Origin of the sequence: Thermosipho africanus Ob7 (genome assembly GCF_003351105.1) — a bacterium.
Lineage (GTDB): Bacteria > Thermotogota > Thermotogae > Thermotogales > Fervidobacteriaceae > Thermosipho > Thermosipho africanus.
Map to the genome: position 1 here is coordinate 123,647 of NZ_NKRG01000002.1, position 16,320 is coordinate 139,966.

Consider the following 16,320-nt stretch of genomic DNA (forward strand, 5'->3'; position numbering starts at 1 on the left):
CAATTATAAGACAAATAAAGATTAAGGTGAGAACTAATTTTAAAGATTTTCCCAATTTTTCTTCCTCCTTTTATCTTTTTCGTATAAATTAGAATAAATATAGCTTATATTTGAAAGTTTAGCTTTTATTTCTTCAGGAAATTCTACGTACCTCCAGAATATTTCTCTAATTTCCTTTTCAAGTTTTTGAACACCATTTGATTCCTTCAAAATCCAAAGTATATATCTTTTCACAAAGAATTCATCAATTCTCTCTCTAATTTTATTATCCATTAAATAATTGTATATTTCTCCTGTTAAGCCCTCTTCCATCCAACGTCCAAATGCTAATTCTTTTGCGGCCTTTAACCTGTAGTCTCCCAAAGCACTTAAAATTGCAACATCAATATTTTTAGGAAACATAGGTATAACCACTCTGCCACGACCACTAATAACATTTAATCCCTCAAAAGGTTCCCAACAAAATCCATAATCTCCATACCCAGGAACTATTATAAAATAAGGTTTTAATTTAATGCTTGTGCCTCGTATCTTCCTTTCAAATATTTTATAATCAATTTTTTCAAATTCATTTAGTTTACTCTCAATAAGATCTTTTGAACCAATTGCATTAATACCATTTAAAAAAATAGAGGTTAATACTAAAAACCGATTCCCAAGTCTTCCAATAGATTTATTTATCATTTGTATTATAACCTCATGCTCCATTATTTTTTTACTGAAATTATCTTCTGTTTTTTCATTTATTTGAGATTCTTCTTTTAATTTGTTAAGTTGCTCAAAAATAATCTCAACTTCTTTGTTTACAAGTTTTAATTTTTTCAATTTTTCTATAGCTTGATCAATTAAACTCAAGATAGACTTTCGATATGGTTTTCCTTCATCTTCGATACCTTTAACAATTTCTCTTAATTGTCTTTCAATGAATTTCCTTTCTTCCAATTTCTCATTAAATGCCATCTCAAATGACGCAACATTTTTTGGAGCAACATTTTTTCTCGATTCAATTACCTCCATGAAGCTGCTTTCGTTTACTAATCCCTTTTTAACAGCAAGCAACCATTCATCAACATAAAATATATTTTCTTTATCATCCACAAAAGGAATGCTTTTTATTCTTTCAAAATCCCTGGAATTTAAATATCTAGGCTCGAGTAACCCATACCTTAAAAAGAGGCGTTTTTCAACTTCATAATTTTCGTCTATATTCTCAAGCAAATATCTATACAATTCCCATGTAATTTCAATAAAGTTTCGTTTCACTTGTGAATCGTTAAAGTTTTTTTCAAGGGCACTCTTTGCTTTAAAAACTTCTTTGGAAAGTTCGTTAGGTACATCTTTTAAAACATTTTCAAAAAACATAAAAACAACCCCCTACAAATTTATTAAACAATTCCTCTATGCTTTATAAAACTGTATATGATTATCCACATACCAAACATTACTTTAAGGTATATTAATATACTCAGTAATCTTACGTGAACACTGCCTAACAAAGAAGAGATCGAAAATCCATATATAATGAATATTGAGATTTTCTCAAAAAGTTTTATTTTATACTTTTCAAATACATACTCAATTTCATTAAATGTAGTACTTAGAGAGTATAGTAAAATACCAGTTCCTCCAACTACTCCAGCTGAAAAACCTCCACCAGGCGTCTTATCACCATAATAAGCTAAATAAAATGATAATAATATCACAAAATAACTAAGAAACTTTAATAATATTCTTATGTGAGTTTCATGTAAATGAAATTTTTGTCTTTCTTCTGAATAATTAAATAAAAATATTCCCATTGCAGCAAGTGAAAAAACCAAAACCTCAAAAAGAGTATCATACAACCTATTTTTTAAATATATTTCGGTAACAAAATTATTTACAATACCTAATCTACTAAAATCTAAGTTATGTGAGCTTTCAATAAACAAAAATATAAAAAATAAAATTGATAAAAAAATCAAAGAAAAAGACTTTATCCATGCCATGACAACTTAAATTCCTCCGTTTTAAATACATAAATATCAGTAAAATCAAACTTTTTAGCTTTTTTCACCATTTGCTCAGAGTTTTTTATAGATGCTACTACTAAAGCATCTATTCTAACTTTCGAATTGAGTGGCAAAATTGGTATGCCAAATACTCTAGAATTAACTTTACCGTTATCATCATCAAAAAATACAACTATATTATACCCTCTATTCAACAAAAGCTCAGCCAAAACTTTTCCAACAAGCCCTGCCCCATAAATCCCTATTTCATTTTTTCCTTTTAACTTCAAGAAAATATTTTCAAGTTGAGAATCTATCTTTTTTGACAAATTAACTATATCATTAAAAAATGAAAGCTTCAAAAAATATAATTCCGACAAACCTTCTCCTGTAACATTATAAATTTTGTTTTTTCCAAGATCCTTAGTTTCAATATATCCTTTCTTTTCTAATTCATTAATATATTTATTCACTAAAGATGGAACAACACCAGCTATGGCTGAAAGTTCTTTTTGAGAAAGGTTAGGATTTTCATACAAAGCTTCCAATATAACAAGCTTCCTGTATTCAGGTGTCGGTTGAAAAAATTTCAATGTATCTATTTTTATCAATTTGCTCACCCCTTTAAAAAATTATATCACAAAAATCGTGATATAATTTGATTGAGGAGGGATATTTATGTATATAAGAACGACAGTTGCACAATTAAATTCAACTCTAGGTGATTTCGAAGGAAACATGAAAAAAATTATATCTGCAATTGAAATTGCTGAAAATAACAATTCAGAATTCTTAATATTCCCTGAATTATTCTTGACAGGTTACCCACCTGAAGATTTAATTCTAAGAACTTCGTTTTTAAAAAAGAATATTGAATATTTGGAAAAAATTATTAATTTTTCCAGAGGTAAAAACGTAATTATTTTGTTAGGATTTATAGATATTGAAGATGATGCCTATAATTCACTTGCAGTTATAAGAGATGGGAAATTACTTGGGAAGTACCACAAAATGCATTTACCAAATTATAGTGTTTTTGATGAAAACAGATACTTTAAATCTGGAAATGAAATTGTTATTATAAATTATAACAATATTAAAATTGGAATAAATATATGCGAGGATATCTGGAGTCCATTAGGCCCTATGTTTTACCAAGCTATAAATGGTGCTCAACTAATCTTAAACGCGTCGGCTTCTCCATACTTCCATGGAAAAAGGGAGCTTAGAAAGAATTATCTATCCAAGAAATCATATGATCATCATTGCCCAATAGTTTACTGCAATATGGTAGGTGGACAAGATGAGGTAGTATTTGACGGTGGAAGCGTAGTTACTTCATCTGATGGAAAAATAATTTTTGAAGGAAAACCTTTTGAAGAAGAAATCTTTACAATTGATATACCTATCGAGGATAATTTAAGAACAAATCTACATGATCCAAGAAGAAGGTATATTAACATTGTAAATGACAAACCAATAAATTATATCTTTGTAAAAAGTGAGAACATAAATAAACTAAAGCCAATAAATTATAAAAACAAAAATTACACTTTAACAAAGGAAGAAGAAATTTTTAGGGCAATTACTTTAGGACTTAAAGATTACATCCAAAAAAATGGATTTAAAAAGGTTCTAATTGGATTAAGTGGCGGTATGGATTCATCTTTGGTAGCTGCAATAGCAGTAGAAGCTCTTGGAAATAAAAATGTAGTTGGTATTTTAATGCCCTCTATGTACAGCTCATCACACAGCATAGAAGATGCAAAAAAGCTAGCAGAAAATTTAGAAATTGAATACCATATTATAAAAATCTCAGATATTTATTATTCATTCAAAAACTCATTAAAAGATATATTTAAAGGAACAAGCGAAGATATAACAGAAGAGAACTTGCAAGCAAGAATTAGAGGAACTCTATTAATGGCTGTATCAAATAAATTTGGATATATTGTCCTTGCAACTGGAAATAAAAGCGAAATAGCTACTGGCTATTCTACTTTATACGGTGATATGGTAGGAGGATTTTCTCCAATAAAAGATATATATAAAACAGATGTGTATAAAATTGCAAGGTGGTATAATAAATTCAAAGGTAAAGAAATAATACCAGAAAATGTATTTATCAAACCACCAAGTGCTGAATTAAGACCTGATCAAAAGGATCAAGATACTTTGCCACCTTATGAAATCTTAGATGAAATTTTAAAAATGTACATTGAAAAAGAACTTTCTGTGGATGAAATAATTAATAAAGGATTTGATAAAGACACTGTAAAGTACGTAGCAAAATTAGTAGACAGGAATGAATACAAAAGACGCCAGGGTGTTATTGGCGTTAAAGTTTCGGAAAGATCCTTCGGAAAAGACAGGAGAATGCCAATAACAAATAAATATCGGGAATGGTGAATATGAAATTTGAAGAAATAATTGTCAATTATTTAGGTTTAATCTTTCAGCTTCTAGCAATTATAGTTATTACTTCCGGAATAGTTAAAGCTTTTACTATTTTTGTAAAAGACGCATTATTAAAAAAAGATTCAAAAGAAGCAATAGAAGAAAGTCGATTAGAGATAGGTCATTCTTTTTCGTTGGGACTTGCTATCTTAATTGGTTCAAGTATTTTAAAAACAACAGTTGCTCCTTCATGGAATGATATAGGGCAACTAGCTGCAATTATTGGAATAAGGACATTACTTAACTACTTTTTAAGAAAAGATATTAAAGGCGGGGATGAAAAATGATAAGAATTGGAGCACATATGCCCATCGGTGGTGGTTTTAAAAGAGTACCGAAAGAAACATATGAAATTGGAGGAAACGCATTTCAAATATTTCCGCATAATCCACGTCAATGGAAAGCTAACCTTCCAAAGGAAGAAGATATCAAATTATTTAAAGAAGGTATTAAAAAATACAAGATTGATCCAGAAGCTATGCTTTGTCATAGTGGTTACCTTATAAACATAGCAAGTCCAAATATCGAAACATGGAATAAATCATTAGAGCTATTAATCTTAGAAATGAAAATATGCTCAACCCTAGGTATAAAATATTTAAACATTCATCCTGGAAGCCACTTAAAAAGTGGAGTTGAAAATGGTATAAATCAAATTTTAAAAGCATTAAATACAGCTATGGAGAAAGAAAAAAATACTTTTATCTTACTTGAAAATGTAACAAAAAAAGGTGGGAATATTGGCTCGACACTTGAGGAATTAAAGTTAATTATTGATAAAGCTAAATTTCCTGATAGACTTGGTATTACCATTGATACTTGTCATGCTTTTGATGCAGGATATGATATAACTAATAAAGAAAAACTAAATGAATTTTTAAATAAGATAGATAAATACTTTTCACTCGAAAAATTAAAATTTATACACTTAAATGACTCAAAAAATGATTTAGGATCAAATAAAGACAGGCATGAAAATATTGGAAAAGGAAAGATAGGCTCTGAAGGTCTCAAAGTTTTTATATCACATCCACTTATTCAAAAAATACCATGGGTTTTAGAAACACCAGGCGATAATGATGTTCATAAAAAAGATATACAAGAAGTACTCAAAATTTTAGAGGTGAAATAATGAAGATAGGACTTTCTCTTGCTGCTGGTGGCGTTAAAGGATTTGCTCATATAGCAACGCTAAAATTTTTAGAAGAAAATGATATAGATGTTGATATTATAACTGGATCTTCAGCTGGAGCAATTGTTGCTGCTTTATACGGACTATATGGAGACAGTAACAAAGTTTTTGAAATGTTTTCAGAAGCAATTAAACTTTATCTTCCAAACTTCAAAAAATATATGACTAAACTTGAAAAGTCAAATTTTTGGTCTATTTTTCAAAGATCCTTAGTCCCGGTTGAAGATTACTATCCATTTTTCAAATTCCTTTTTGGAAAGAAAAAATTTAGTGATCTTAAAAAAAACGTTGGGATAATAACCTTTGATACTTTAGAAGGAACTTCGTTGTTGATTACAGAAGGTTTTTTAGTAGATGCTGTAATGGCAAGCTCATCAGTACCTGGTGTTTTTTCACCACTATGGATAGCTGGAACTCAAAATACTGATGGTGGAGTACTAGCACCTACCCCTGTAAAAGAAGCTAAACTTTTAGGCTCCGATTTTGTTGTTGCAAGCACCTTTGAAAGAAAACCGCAAGATTTTCCTAAAGATCAACTCGAACTAATGTACTACTTAGATACATGGAAAGAAATAGAAATTGAATATGTTGATTTAGAACTTGCTAATGTGGTAATATATTATAGAATACCTTATCAATGGTATGAATTTAATAATTACTTGCAAATTTACAATACTGCGCTAAACTATATAAATGAGAGGAGAGAAGAATTTGACCCTCGCTTTTGGTGGTGATTCAATTCTTTATTTATCAATTCCTGCTTTTTTTTCCGCAGCTGAAAAATATAATATTGAATTTGAAGAAATTCACTGTACTGGTTTTTCGTGCATACCGGCATATTTTTACCTAAAAACACAATCATCTTCGACAAGTTACTTATATTCAAAAAAATTATACCTAGAATTAAAAAAGACCTTTCATTTTTTATTTGGCTTGAACCTTTTTGGAATTACCGAGCAATTGAGAACTTTGTACAAAGCCTCAAGAAGTTTAAATGGTTTTAAATCTGAAAAAGTTCTTATAAACTTCGTAGATAAGTTTTTTGTTGATGAACCTATTCCAGAAAAATTAAAAATACATGCATTTAATATCAATACATTCAACGACGAAATACTAAAGGGGTCTTTAAAAGAAGCATTAATTAAAACATTGTCTATTCCCATAGAATTTAAACCTTATAATGGTTACATCACAGGTAGTTGGGTATATGGGATACCAGAAGCTGATTTTTTATTCTATATTGAAAATGAAAACGAATATACTTTGAAAAATGCTGTTGATTACATGATAGTATCAACAATACATAGAACAAAACAAATTGCAAAGAAAAGATTGGAAAATGCAAATCACAAAATAGTTATAAATACAAAATCTAAAAATCCTTTTGAAATTTCTACAACAATACTCAATATATCAGAAAAATATTTAGGGGGACTAATCAATGAAAAATAAATTTTTAACCTTTTTTATTATATTATTTCTAGCAACCATTGTTATCTCAAAAACTATACATATTTCTTCTGATTATATTGAACCAAGTGAGAAAACTATTGTTTACCAAGGAAATATTTTATTGAAAATTCCAGAGGACAAATTACTTTTAACCTCTAATGATATGGTAATAAGTAAAATAAACAATAAATGGATTGACCTAAATGTTGACGGTAAAGTTCACATAGAATTTGAAAATGGAGTAATGGAAGGTATAGAAATGAAATACAATATTGAATCACAAAAAGGAACAATTAAAAATGCATCAGTAACTATAAATGATTCACAAAGCTCGGAAACAATATTTATTTCATGTGAAACCCTTGAATTTGATTTAAAGAATAATACATTTTCTGGGAAATCTGAAAAAGAAAAAGTTTCAATTACAAAAGGAAGCATAATTGCTAAAGCTTTTGAATTTTGGTATGATAGAAATGAAGGTAAAATAATACTTTCAAACAATGTTGATTTAAAAGATGAAAAGAAAAAATTGAAACTTCTAGGTGAAAGCGTAAGCATAAATACCAAGGACAATAGCATGAAAGGTAAAAACGTTAAAGTAGAAATAGTGGTGGAGTGATATATGAAATACACAATTATTTCAGGACCAACAGCAGTTGGAAAGACTGATATAGTATTAGAAATTGCATCCCAAATTAACGCAAATATTATTTCAGTAGACTCAAGACAAATTTACAAATTAATGGACATAGGAACAGCCAAACCAAGTAAAGAAGAAAAATCAAAAGTTACACACTATTTAATTGATCACATTTACCCAGATGAATATTATAATGCTTTCCTATTCAGACAAGATGCACTAAAAATAAGAGATAAACTAGTTAACGAAGGTATTGTTCCACTTTTTGTAGGAGGAACAGGTTTATATATTGATTCATTAGTAAGAGGTTTTTTTGAAGGTGTACCTAAAGATGAAAAACTTAGAAAAGAACTAAGTGAAATGGAAAAAAATGAACCTGGTATTCTAAGGAGTATGCTGGAAAAGTATGATCCACAAGCTGCTCAAAAAATTCATCCCTCCGATATAAAAAGAACAATCCGAGCTCTTGAAGTTTATTTTAAAACAGGTAAAAAGATATCACAACTTCAAACACAATCAGAGTATTCAAAAGACTATAAAATACTTGTCTTAGATCGCTATCGAGATGAGTTATACGAAAGAATTAATTTAAGAGTTGACAAAATGATAAAAGAAGGACTAGTGGATGAAGTCAAATCTTTATTAGAAAAATATCCTAAAGATCTTAATGCATTTCAAACAATTGGATATAAAGAAATAATACGCTATTTAGAAAATACATACGATTTGAATACTGCAGTCCACTTAATAAAGAAAAACACAAGACACTATGCAAGACGACAAATAATATGGCTCAGGCGATATAAGCAAGCTAAATGGATAAATCTATCTGAAATTTCAAGAAAAAAAGCTATAGAAGAAATTAAAAAATTTATATTAGAGGTGTAAAAATGCAGGCATTATATAGAAAATATAGGCCGAAGTTATTCTCTGAAGTTGTTGGTCAAAATCATGTAAAAACCCTGTTTTTAAATTCATTAAAAAATGGAGAAATCTCACATGCGTATATTTTTGCAGGTCCACGTGGTACCGGAAAAACTACTGTTGCAAGGATACTTGCAAAATCTCTTAATTGTGAAAATAAGAATGGAGTTGAACCATGCAATAAATGTAATACTTGCCAATCAATAGATAATGGTAGTTTTATGGACGTTCTTGAAATAGATGCTGCTTCAAATAGGGGTATAGATGAAATTAGAAAAATACGTGAAACGGTAGGATATCACGCAGCCCAGGGAAATTATAAAGTTTATATAATTGATGAAGTTCATATGTTAACAAAAGAAGCTTTTAATGCTCTATTAAAAACACTGGAAGAACCTCCTTCAAACGTAGTCTTTATACTCGCTACTACCAACCCTGAAAAGATCCCTCAAACTATCATATCAAGATGTCAAGTAATAGATTTTAAGAATTTAACTATTGAAGATATTATAAAAAGGCTCGAATTTGTATGTAAAAAAGAAAATATAAATATAAGCCAAGAAGCCTTAAATGAAATTGCAAAAAGGGCAAATGGTGGAATGAGAGATGCATTAACAATCCTAGAACAAGTATCAAAAAGCTCTTCAAAGGACATTACTATAGAAGATGTTCGTGAAACTCTTGGATTAGTCCCAATAGAGGTTATTAATGAAATGATTGATAGTATAAAAATTGGAGATATTAAGAAAACCACAGAAATCATTGAAAAAGTTTATTTTTCCGGAAAAGATCCTGAAGTATTTCTGATGCAACTACTTGAAGAAATGATTTTGAAAATTGAAAGTGGTGATTATGAATTAATTGAATTTTTAAAGCCACTCTCAGAAATTTTAAAAGATATAAAATATTCCGAAGAAAAATTAATTTTGATAAAACTTGGTTTTTTAAGCGTCATGAAGTTAAAACCACCTCGAGAAAATATAAAGAAAAATGTCGAAAAAGCTGAAGAGAATGAACCTATACCTGAAAGTAAACTAAATGATAAAGATTTAGAATCAACTCAAAATGTTGAAAATAAAGAAAAAAAGATCGAAAATAAAGAAAATATAAGCAAAATAATGGAATATCTAAAACTACATGGAGATTTATCACTTTACGTTGGGCTTTCATTTTCAAAAATTGAAGAGCTCCCTGACAGAGTTAAAATAACTTTTCCACCAGAGAAAAAAATTCACTATGAGCTTGTTAGAAGTAAAATACATGAATTAGAAAAATTGTATACCTCAAAATTTGGGATCTTTAAACCCTTTGAAGTAATAATTAAAGAAAATTCAAAAGAAGATGATGTACTTAATAAATTAAAATCATTATTTGGAAATAATTTTATAGTAGAGGGGGATAATGAATGAATGAATTAAATATTGATGAAATAATACTAAAAGCAAATCAATCTCGTGCATCTGATGTACATATATCTGCTAATATGCCCATTATGTTAAGAGTCGATGGAAACTTAGTAAAACTTCCTGGAGAAAATATTCCAACTGCCCAAGAAATAGAAATAATGGTTGAAAATTTATTTTCAAAACTTGGAATAAACTCATTAAAAAAAGAAATAGATTTTTCTTTTTCTATACATAATATTAGAATAAGAGCAAACTTCTACTATGAAAAAAGAAATCCCACTCTTGCTTTAAGACTTATACCAAAAAAAATTAGAACAATAGAAGAATTAGGGCTGCCAAAAATATTAAATGAATTTTCAGAAAAAGACCATGGATTAATTCTGGTAGCTGGTCCTACGGGTAGTGGGAAATCAACAACTCTTGCCGCAATGATTGAACATATAAATTCTCGATTTGCAAAGCATATAATAACAATAGAAGACCCAATTGAATATGTTTTTGACTCAAAAAGATCTTTAATACATCAAAGGGAAGTTGGAACCGATACTGATAGTTTTTCAGATGGGTTAAAATATGCTCTTAGACAAGACCCAGATGTTATATTAGTAGGAGAAATGAGAGATTTAGAAACAATGTCACTTGCCCTAACAGCTGCAGAAACAGGACACTTGGTATTTGCAACAATTCATACAAATTCAGCTGCCTCTGCTCCTGAAAGAATAATTGACGTTTTTCCAGCCCATCAACAAAAGCAAATAGCTCTTCAACTTGCAAATACGCTGATAGCAGTAATATTCCAGAGATTAGTTCCTAAAAAAGATTTTGGAGTTGTTGCAGTTGATGAAATAATGATAGCTACACCTGCTATAAAGAACCTTATTAGAGAAAATAAATTACATCAAATAGAAGGCGTAATGCAAACAAGCAAAAAACAAGGAAATATATTATTTGATGACGCGCTTATCGATGCATTCTTAAAAGGTGTCATAACAAAACAAGCAGTTTTAGAAAACGCTAGAAATATTGAGGAGGTGTCTAAAAAGATAGGATGGAGAATATAGAAATAGTTCAACAAATTCATGAATGGAGTAAAAAACTTTTAAAATCATTAGAAGAAAAATTAAGTTCTCAGCTAACACCTGACCAGATCAGAACATATTCTGAAAAGTATTCAAAAATGAAAGAAATTTTTCAACTTGCAAAAGAATATCTTGAAATTGAAGATGAAATTGAGTTGTGGAAAGAAGAAATGCCTGAAGGTTTTGAGCATGAAGTTGAAAAACTACAAAAAAAACAAGAAGATATAATGCAGGACTTAATTTCATTAGTACTCCCCGAAAGCGAATACAGCGGAAAAAACGTTTTTCTAGAAATACGTGCAGGTACCGGCGGAGAAGAAGCCGCACTCTTTGCTGCTGACCTATTAAGAATGTACCTTAGATATGTAGAAAAAAAGAATTTTAAGGCAGAAATTGTTGATGAAAATAAAACCGATTTAGGTGGATACAAAGAAGTTGTAATAAAAATCAAAGGTAAAAACGTTGGAAACTTATTAAAATATGAAAGTGGAGTACATAGGGTTCAAAGGGTCCCTACTACAGAATCTGGCGGTAGAATTCATACGTCTACTGCCACTGTTGCCGTTCTCCCTGAAGTTTCAAACGTTGAAATAGAAATAAATCCATCGGACATCAGAATAGACACATACAGGGCATCTGGAGCTGGCGGGCAGTATGTTAATAAGACGGAATCTGCAGTTAGAATTACCCATATTCCAACGGGAATAGTCGTTACTTGTCAGTCTGAAAGATCCCAACTTCAAAACAAAGAGCAAGCAATGAATATATTAAGAGCAAGACTTTTTAAATTAAAACTTGAAGAACAAGAAAGAAAGATCAGCTCAAATAGAAAATCACAAATTGGAACAGGAGAAAGAAGTGAAAAAATAAGAACTTACAATTTTCCTCAAAACAGAGTAACTGATCACAGAATAAATTATACATCATACAATTTGCAAGCTGTTCTTGATGGAGAATTAGATGAATTTATAACAAGACTTATGCGAATAGATATGCTTGAACAATTAGAAAACATTTTAAAAGGAGGAAATGAAGATGAAAATTAATGTAGTAGATCATCCGCTAATTAAACACAAGCTGACAATAATGAGAAAAACTGATACCGGTCCAAAAGAATTTAGAGAACTCCTTAAAGAAATAACTCTTTTAATTGCTTATGAAGCAACAAGGCATTTGGAAATTCATGAAACAGAAATTGAAACACCTTTAGAAAAAACAAAAGGATATTTTATTGACGACAAAGATGTTGTTATAATTCCAATTTTGAGAGCAGGGCTTGGAATGTCAGATGGAATTTTGCAATTACTTCCAAATGCATCAGTTGGTCATATAGGAATCTACAGAGAACCTCACACTTTAAAAGCTGTTGAATATTATGCTAAACTTCCAAAAATTAATGAAAATTCCTTTGTTTTCGTATTAGATCCAATGCTTGCAACAGGGGTTTCTTCCGTTAAGGCATTAGATATTGTAAAAGAACATGGTGCAAAAAATGTTATTCTTGTAACACTTATAGCATCACCAGAAGGGACAAGGGTTGTAAACAGCAAACACCCAGATGTTATTATTTATACAGCCTCCCTTGACAGAGAATTAAATTCAAAAGGATATATACTTCCTGGATTAGGTGACGCTGGAGACAGATTATTTAGAACAAAATAGGGGGGATTATTTTGAGCAATAATGATGCTTATAATATAAAAGATTTAGAAAGCATGACAATAAGAGATTTGTACAAACTCGCTAAAGAATATGATATTCCCAGATACACCTCTTTAAAAAAACAGGATTTAATATTTGCAATCTTAGAAGCAAGGGCCCAATCAGAAGGATACTTTTTTGGAGAAGGTGTTTTAGAAGTACACCCTGATGGGTTTGGCTTTTTAAGAAGTCTAGAAAGTATGTTACCAAGCTCCAAAGATATATACATCTCAAATTCTCAAATAAGAAAATTCAACCTAAATACCGGTGATATTATATCTGGTGTAATTAGACCCCCAAAAGAAGGCGAAAGATTTTTTGCAATGATAAAAATTGAGGCGGTAAATTATAAAGACCCAGAGTTTGCAAACGAAAGAGTTAATTTTGAAAATTTAACAGCATGCTATCCTGACAAACAATTTTTCTTAGAAACAAACAAAGATACATACTCTACAAGATTAATTGATTTATTTTCCCCAATAGGCAAAGGACAAAGAGGTATGATAGTTGCTCCACCAAAAGCTGGAAAAACGACTATTTTAAAAGAAATTGCAAATGGAATTGCAAAAAATCATCCAGATACAATAAGAATAGTTCTTTTAATAGATGAAAGGCCAGAAGAAGTAACAGATATAAAGGAGTCAGTTAATGCATGGGTAATTGCTGCACCTTTTGATATGCCACCTGATAAACAAATTAAAAAAGCAGAACTTACACTTGAAATGGCAAAAAGACTTGTGGAATTTGGCTACGATGTTGTTATTTTAATGGACAGTCTGACAAGGCTTGCAAGGGTGTATAATATAAATGTTCCACCAAGTGGTAAACTTCTTTCTGGTGGTGTAGATCCTGCAGCGCTTTACAAACCCAAACACTTTTTTGGAGCAGCTCGTAATACAAAAGAAGGTGGAAGTTTGACAATAATTGCAACTTCTTTGATCGAAACGGGGTCAAAAATGGATGAAGTAATTTTCGAAGAGTTTAAAGGAACTGGAAATATGGAACTCGTTCTCTCAAGACAACTTGCTAATAAAAGGATTTTCCCTGCAATCAATATTATGTTATCTGGAACAAGGAGAGAAGAGTTACTACTTAGCAATGAAAAATTAAAAAAGTTGTGGCTTTTAAGAAAAATGTTGTCTTCAATGAGTGAAGAAGAGGGATTAAAGCTTATCCTCAATAAAATGAAAGAAACAAACACAAATGAAGATTTTCTTGCATTAATTGATCTTCAATAGTGAGGTAATATTTTATGAAAAGATTTTTAATTCTGATTATGTTTATCATTATTTTAAATACGTTATTTTCTTTCGAAAAAAAAGCAATAGAATATTATCAAGCAGGCCTCAATGCATATCAACAAAGCAACTATGAAAAAGCACTTTACTATTTTGAAAAAGCCCTTGTTATTGATCCTTCAATTGAAGGGTATGATACTTCGTTAAAATTTAAAGCAGGAATATCAGCTTATATGATTGGGAACTATGAAAAGGCTAAAGCTTATCTTTCAGGGTATACCGAAAATCCATTTGTAAAAGAGCTTTTGAATGATATTTTAAAAAATTCAACATCCACATCAGAAGAATGGAGTAATTGGATTGAAAAGTATAAACCAATTGAATTACCTGCTTCAACTGAGACTACAAATAAGAAAAACAATTCAAAATTGATACTTTTCTTAATTACTTTTTTATCATCCTTTGTAATTTTACTTATAATGGAGTTAAGGGTTATAAAAGCTAAAAAAACTTATCCTCAGCCTCTTGAAACAAAAAAAGAAATTGAACAACTTACAACAAAAACTTCAGGAATTATTTTTAATGAAAACGAAGAATTAATTCCTGAAAATTCTTATACTATGGATTTTAATGAACTTATAAATAAAGAGCTCTCATTCTTATCTGAATTATTTGAGGAACTTGAAGAAATAGAAAATAATAATGAAGAAGAAATAAAAAGTGACATTGAAAATAATGTAAAAAACTCCCCTCCTGAAATTATAGCTGAAAAAGCAAACAAAGAAGAAGAAAATGTGGATATTGATGAAGTTATTGAAGAAATAGATGAATTAGAAGAAATGGTATCTGATCAAAATGAAAAATTAATCAAAAGCGAAGTTGAACATTCATTAATTGAAAAAATTAAAAACCTTGAAATTTCTTTCTCAGAAGAAAGTAGTGGAGAACTTCCAATTGAAATTGCAGAAGAATTTTCATCATTAAATATAGAAGAAGTATTTTCAAAATTGGATGAAAAAGAAGAGCTTGAAGAAGGGGAATTAAAATTAATAACAGAAAAACTAAAAGAATTCATTTCAAATCAAAACCAAAAAGAAGAGGAGGAGATTATATAAGAAAAACTATACTTTTTCTAACACTTCTTCCATTAATTATTTTTTCTGACTCTTCTATGTTTAATTTCATAGAAAATATTGCTGGTAAAAGAGATTTTTTTATATATGGAACTCTACATTTTGATGTATATGATCAAAATAATAAGAATCTACAAAGCGATATAACATTAGATGCAACGATACTCAATTTAGAGCATTTTTTTGTCCAAATTTACAAACCCGAATTTTTAAAAGATATACAAATAGAATTTAATAGTCTTACAAAAACAACGTATTACAAATATAATAACTATAAAGTTGTAGATGTTTCTGCAATTGATCTTGACTATATTTATGAAATTTTAAAAACAATTTTTAGCTTTTTATCTTCTTCACTTTTTACAATATATGAAGATCAAGAAAATTTAACCTTAATCCCCGCAGGTGCCCCATTCTTGAAAAGATTAGGCTTAGAACCAACTAAAATTAGTGTTTATTTTGATAAAGACTCATTGAAAAAAATTATGTTTACCACCGATGATAGTACTGAAAATATTACAATTACATTTGATAAATTTCAAATTCTAAACTTAGAAAATCAGAGGTGAATCATTATGAAAAAGATTTTTGCAATACTTATTATTTTGACTATCTTTTCTCTAATTTTTTCAAATGAAACTTTTCTAGATTTTTGTATTGGATGGAATCTTGGAAAATTCTCAAATTATGGCTTAAATTTTGGTTTTTCAAATAACTTGTTTAATATACAATGGATATTTAATTTCTCAGAAAACTTTGATCACAAAATTTTTGTAGATTCTGCTATAGCAAAGTTTGAAAATATAAGTTTTGGACCTATTCTATTTGTTAACAACACAACATATGATAGCACATCACTATATATTGAAGCTGGGCTCAAAACTTCTCTTTATATTCCTGATATAGAAATTTCTCTATCACTTACATACCCATTAAATAAAGAAGTAAATTATAACCTCACTGATTTTCTACTAGTTAATCTAAAATACATCGTTCCCCACCCAAATACAAAAAAAATTTGGCGTGATAAGCTTTTTTTGCTAATAAGTTATTCTAAAAAAACTGTCTTTTTTGGAGTAGGACTATCTGAACCATTTTAATAAAATA

The 16,320-nt window shown here is 29.5% G+C and carries 18 protein-coding genes; 15 read left to right on the forward strand and 3 right to left on the reverse strand.

The window, feature by feature from the left end; translation table 11 throughout:
• Window positions 1–39 precede the first annotated feature (39 nt).
• Genes OB7_RS03035 through OB7_RS03045 form a run of 3 tightly spaced genes read right to left on the reverse strand, consistent with a single transcriptional unit; the run spans window position 40 to window position 2,602 of the window.
• The gene (locus tag OB7_RS03035; RefSeq protein WP_012580373.1) at window positions 40–1,362 is read right to left on the reverse strand and encodes a hypothetical protein; all 1,323 of its coding nucleotides are present in this window, start codon (window positions 1,360–1,362) and stop codon (window positions 40–42) included.
• 23 nt (window positions 1,363–1,385) lie between these two features.
• A complete protein-coding gene (locus tag OB7_RS03040) occupies window positions 1,386–1,988 on the reverse strand; it encodes a Na(+)/H(+) antiporter subunit B (RefSeq protein WP_004102590.1) in 603 nt (200 codons plus the stop codon).
• Window positions 1,976–2,602, reverse strand: coding sequence for a winged helix-turn-helix transcriptional regulator (locus tag OB7_RS03045; protein WP_004102588.1), 627 nt, complete (start codon window positions 2,600–2,602; stop codon window positions 1,976–1,978). Before OB7_RS03045 ends, OB7_RS03040 begins: the two co-directional genes overlap by 13 nt.
• 67 nt (window positions 2,603–2,669) lie before the next feature.
• Here OB7_RS03045 and OB7_RS03050 point away from each other — a divergent pair, with 67 nt between their 5' ends.
• The 15 genes from OB7_RS03050 to OB7_RS03120 are packed head-to-tail and all read left to right on the forward strand — an operon-like array spanning window position 2,670 to window position 16,313.
• A complete protein-coding gene (locus tag OB7_RS03050; protein WP_004102586.1) occupies window positions 2,670–4,400 on the forward strand; it encodes an NAD+ synthase in 1,731 nt (576 codons plus the stop codon).
• Window positions 4,401–4,402: 2 nt separating this feature from the next.
• Complete coding sequence (locus tag OB7_RS03055; RefSeq protein WP_012580370.1) at window positions 4,403–4,735, forward strand: DUF1622 domain-containing protein; 333 nt, start codon at window positions 4,403–4,405, stop codon at window positions 4,733–4,735.
• Complete coding sequence (locus OB7_RS03060; RefSeq protein WP_004102582.1) at window positions 4,732–5,580, forward strand: deoxyribonuclease IV; 849 nt, start codon at window positions 4,732–4,734, stop codon at window positions 5,578–5,580. Before OB7_RS03055 ends, OB7_RS03060 begins: the two co-directional genes overlap by 4 nt.
• On the forward strand, window positions 5,580–6,374 hold the full coding sequence (locus OB7_RS03065) for a patatin-like phospholipase family protein (protein ID WP_114702503.1): 795 nt from the start codon (window positions 5,580–5,582) through the stop codon (window positions 6,372–6,374). The genes OB7_RS03060 and OB7_RS03065 overlap by 1 nt, the downstream gene beginning before the upstream one ends.
• A complete protein-coding gene (locus OB7_RS03070) occupies window positions 6,352–7,092 on the forward strand; it encodes a hypothetical protein (RefSeq protein WP_004102578.1) in 741 nt (246 codons plus the stop codon). Before OB7_RS03065 ends, OB7_RS03070 begins: the two co-directional genes overlap by 23 nt.
• Window positions 7,082–7,711 (forward strand): hypothetical protein, encoded by a 630-nt coding sequence (locus OB7_RS03075; protein WP_012580368.1) that lies wholly within the window; start codon window positions 7,082–7,084, stop codon window positions 7,709–7,711. The genes OB7_RS03070 and OB7_RS03075 overlap by 11 nt, the downstream gene beginning before the upstream one ends.
• A 3-nt stretch (window positions 7,712–7,714) precedes the next feature.
• Entirely contained in the window at window positions 7,715–8,620 is a 906-nt protein-coding gene (gene miaA, locus OB7_RS03080; RefSeq protein WP_004102573.1) for a tRNA (adenosine(37)-N6)-dimethylallyltransferase MiaA, read from the forward strand.
• A 2-nt stretch (window positions 8,621–8,622) separates the two neighbouring features.
• Window positions 8,623–10,065 (forward strand): DNA polymerase III subunit gamma/tau, encoded by a 1,443-nt coding sequence (dnaX, locus tag OB7_RS03085; protein ID WP_004102571.1) that lies wholly within the window; start codon window positions 8,623–8,625, stop codon window positions 10,063–10,065.
• Window positions 10,062–11,123 (forward strand): type IV pilus twitching motility protein PilT, encoded by a 1,062-nt coding sequence (locus tag OB7_RS03090; RefSeq protein ID WP_004102570.1) that lies wholly within the window; start codon window positions 10,062–10,064, stop codon window positions 11,121–11,123. The genes dnaX and OB7_RS03090 overlap by 4 nt, the downstream gene beginning before the upstream one ends.
• Window positions 11,111–12,187 (forward strand): peptide chain release factor 1, encoded by a 1,077-nt coding sequence (prfA, locus tag OB7_RS03095; RefSeq protein WP_004102569.1) that lies wholly within the window; start codon window positions 11,111–11,113, stop codon window positions 12,185–12,187. The genes OB7_RS03090 and prfA overlap by 13 nt, the downstream gene beginning before the upstream one ends.
• Window positions 12,177–12,803 carry a uracil phosphoribosyltransferase gene (upp, locus tag OB7_RS03100; protein ID WP_004102568.1) on the forward strand — a complete coding sequence of 209 codons (627 nt, stop codon included), beginning with the start codon at window positions 12,177–12,179 and terminating at the stop codon, window positions 12,801–12,803. The genes prfA and upp overlap by 11 nt, the downstream gene beginning before the upstream one ends.
• Window positions 12,804–12,814: 11 nt before the next feature.
• Window positions 12,815–14,080 carry a transcription termination factor Rho gene (rho, locus tag OB7_RS03105; RefSeq protein ID WP_114702504.1) on the forward strand — a complete coding sequence of 422 codons (1,266 nt, stop codon included), beginning with the start codon at window positions 12,815–12,817 and terminating at the stop codon, window positions 14,078–14,080.
• A 14-nt stretch (window positions 14,081–14,094) separates the two neighbouring features.
• A complete protein-coding gene (locus OB7_RS03110; protein ID WP_114702505.1) occupies window positions 14,095–15,195 on the forward strand; it encodes a tetratricopeptide repeat protein in 1,101 nt (366 codons plus the stop codon).
• 56 nt (window positions 15,196–15,251) lie between these two features.
• Complete coding sequence (locus OB7_RS03115; RefSeq protein WP_012580364.1) at window positions 15,252–15,782, forward strand: hypothetical protein; 531 nt, start codon at window positions 15,252–15,254, stop codon at window positions 15,780–15,782.
• 6 nt (window positions 15,783–15,788) lie between these two features.
• Window positions 15,789–16,313 (forward strand): hypothetical protein, encoded by a 525-nt coding sequence (locus OB7_RS03120; protein WP_114702506.1) that lies wholly within the window; start codon window positions 15,789–15,791, stop codon window positions 16,311–16,313.
• The last annotated feature ends 7 nt before the right edge of the window (window positions 16,314–16,320 follow it).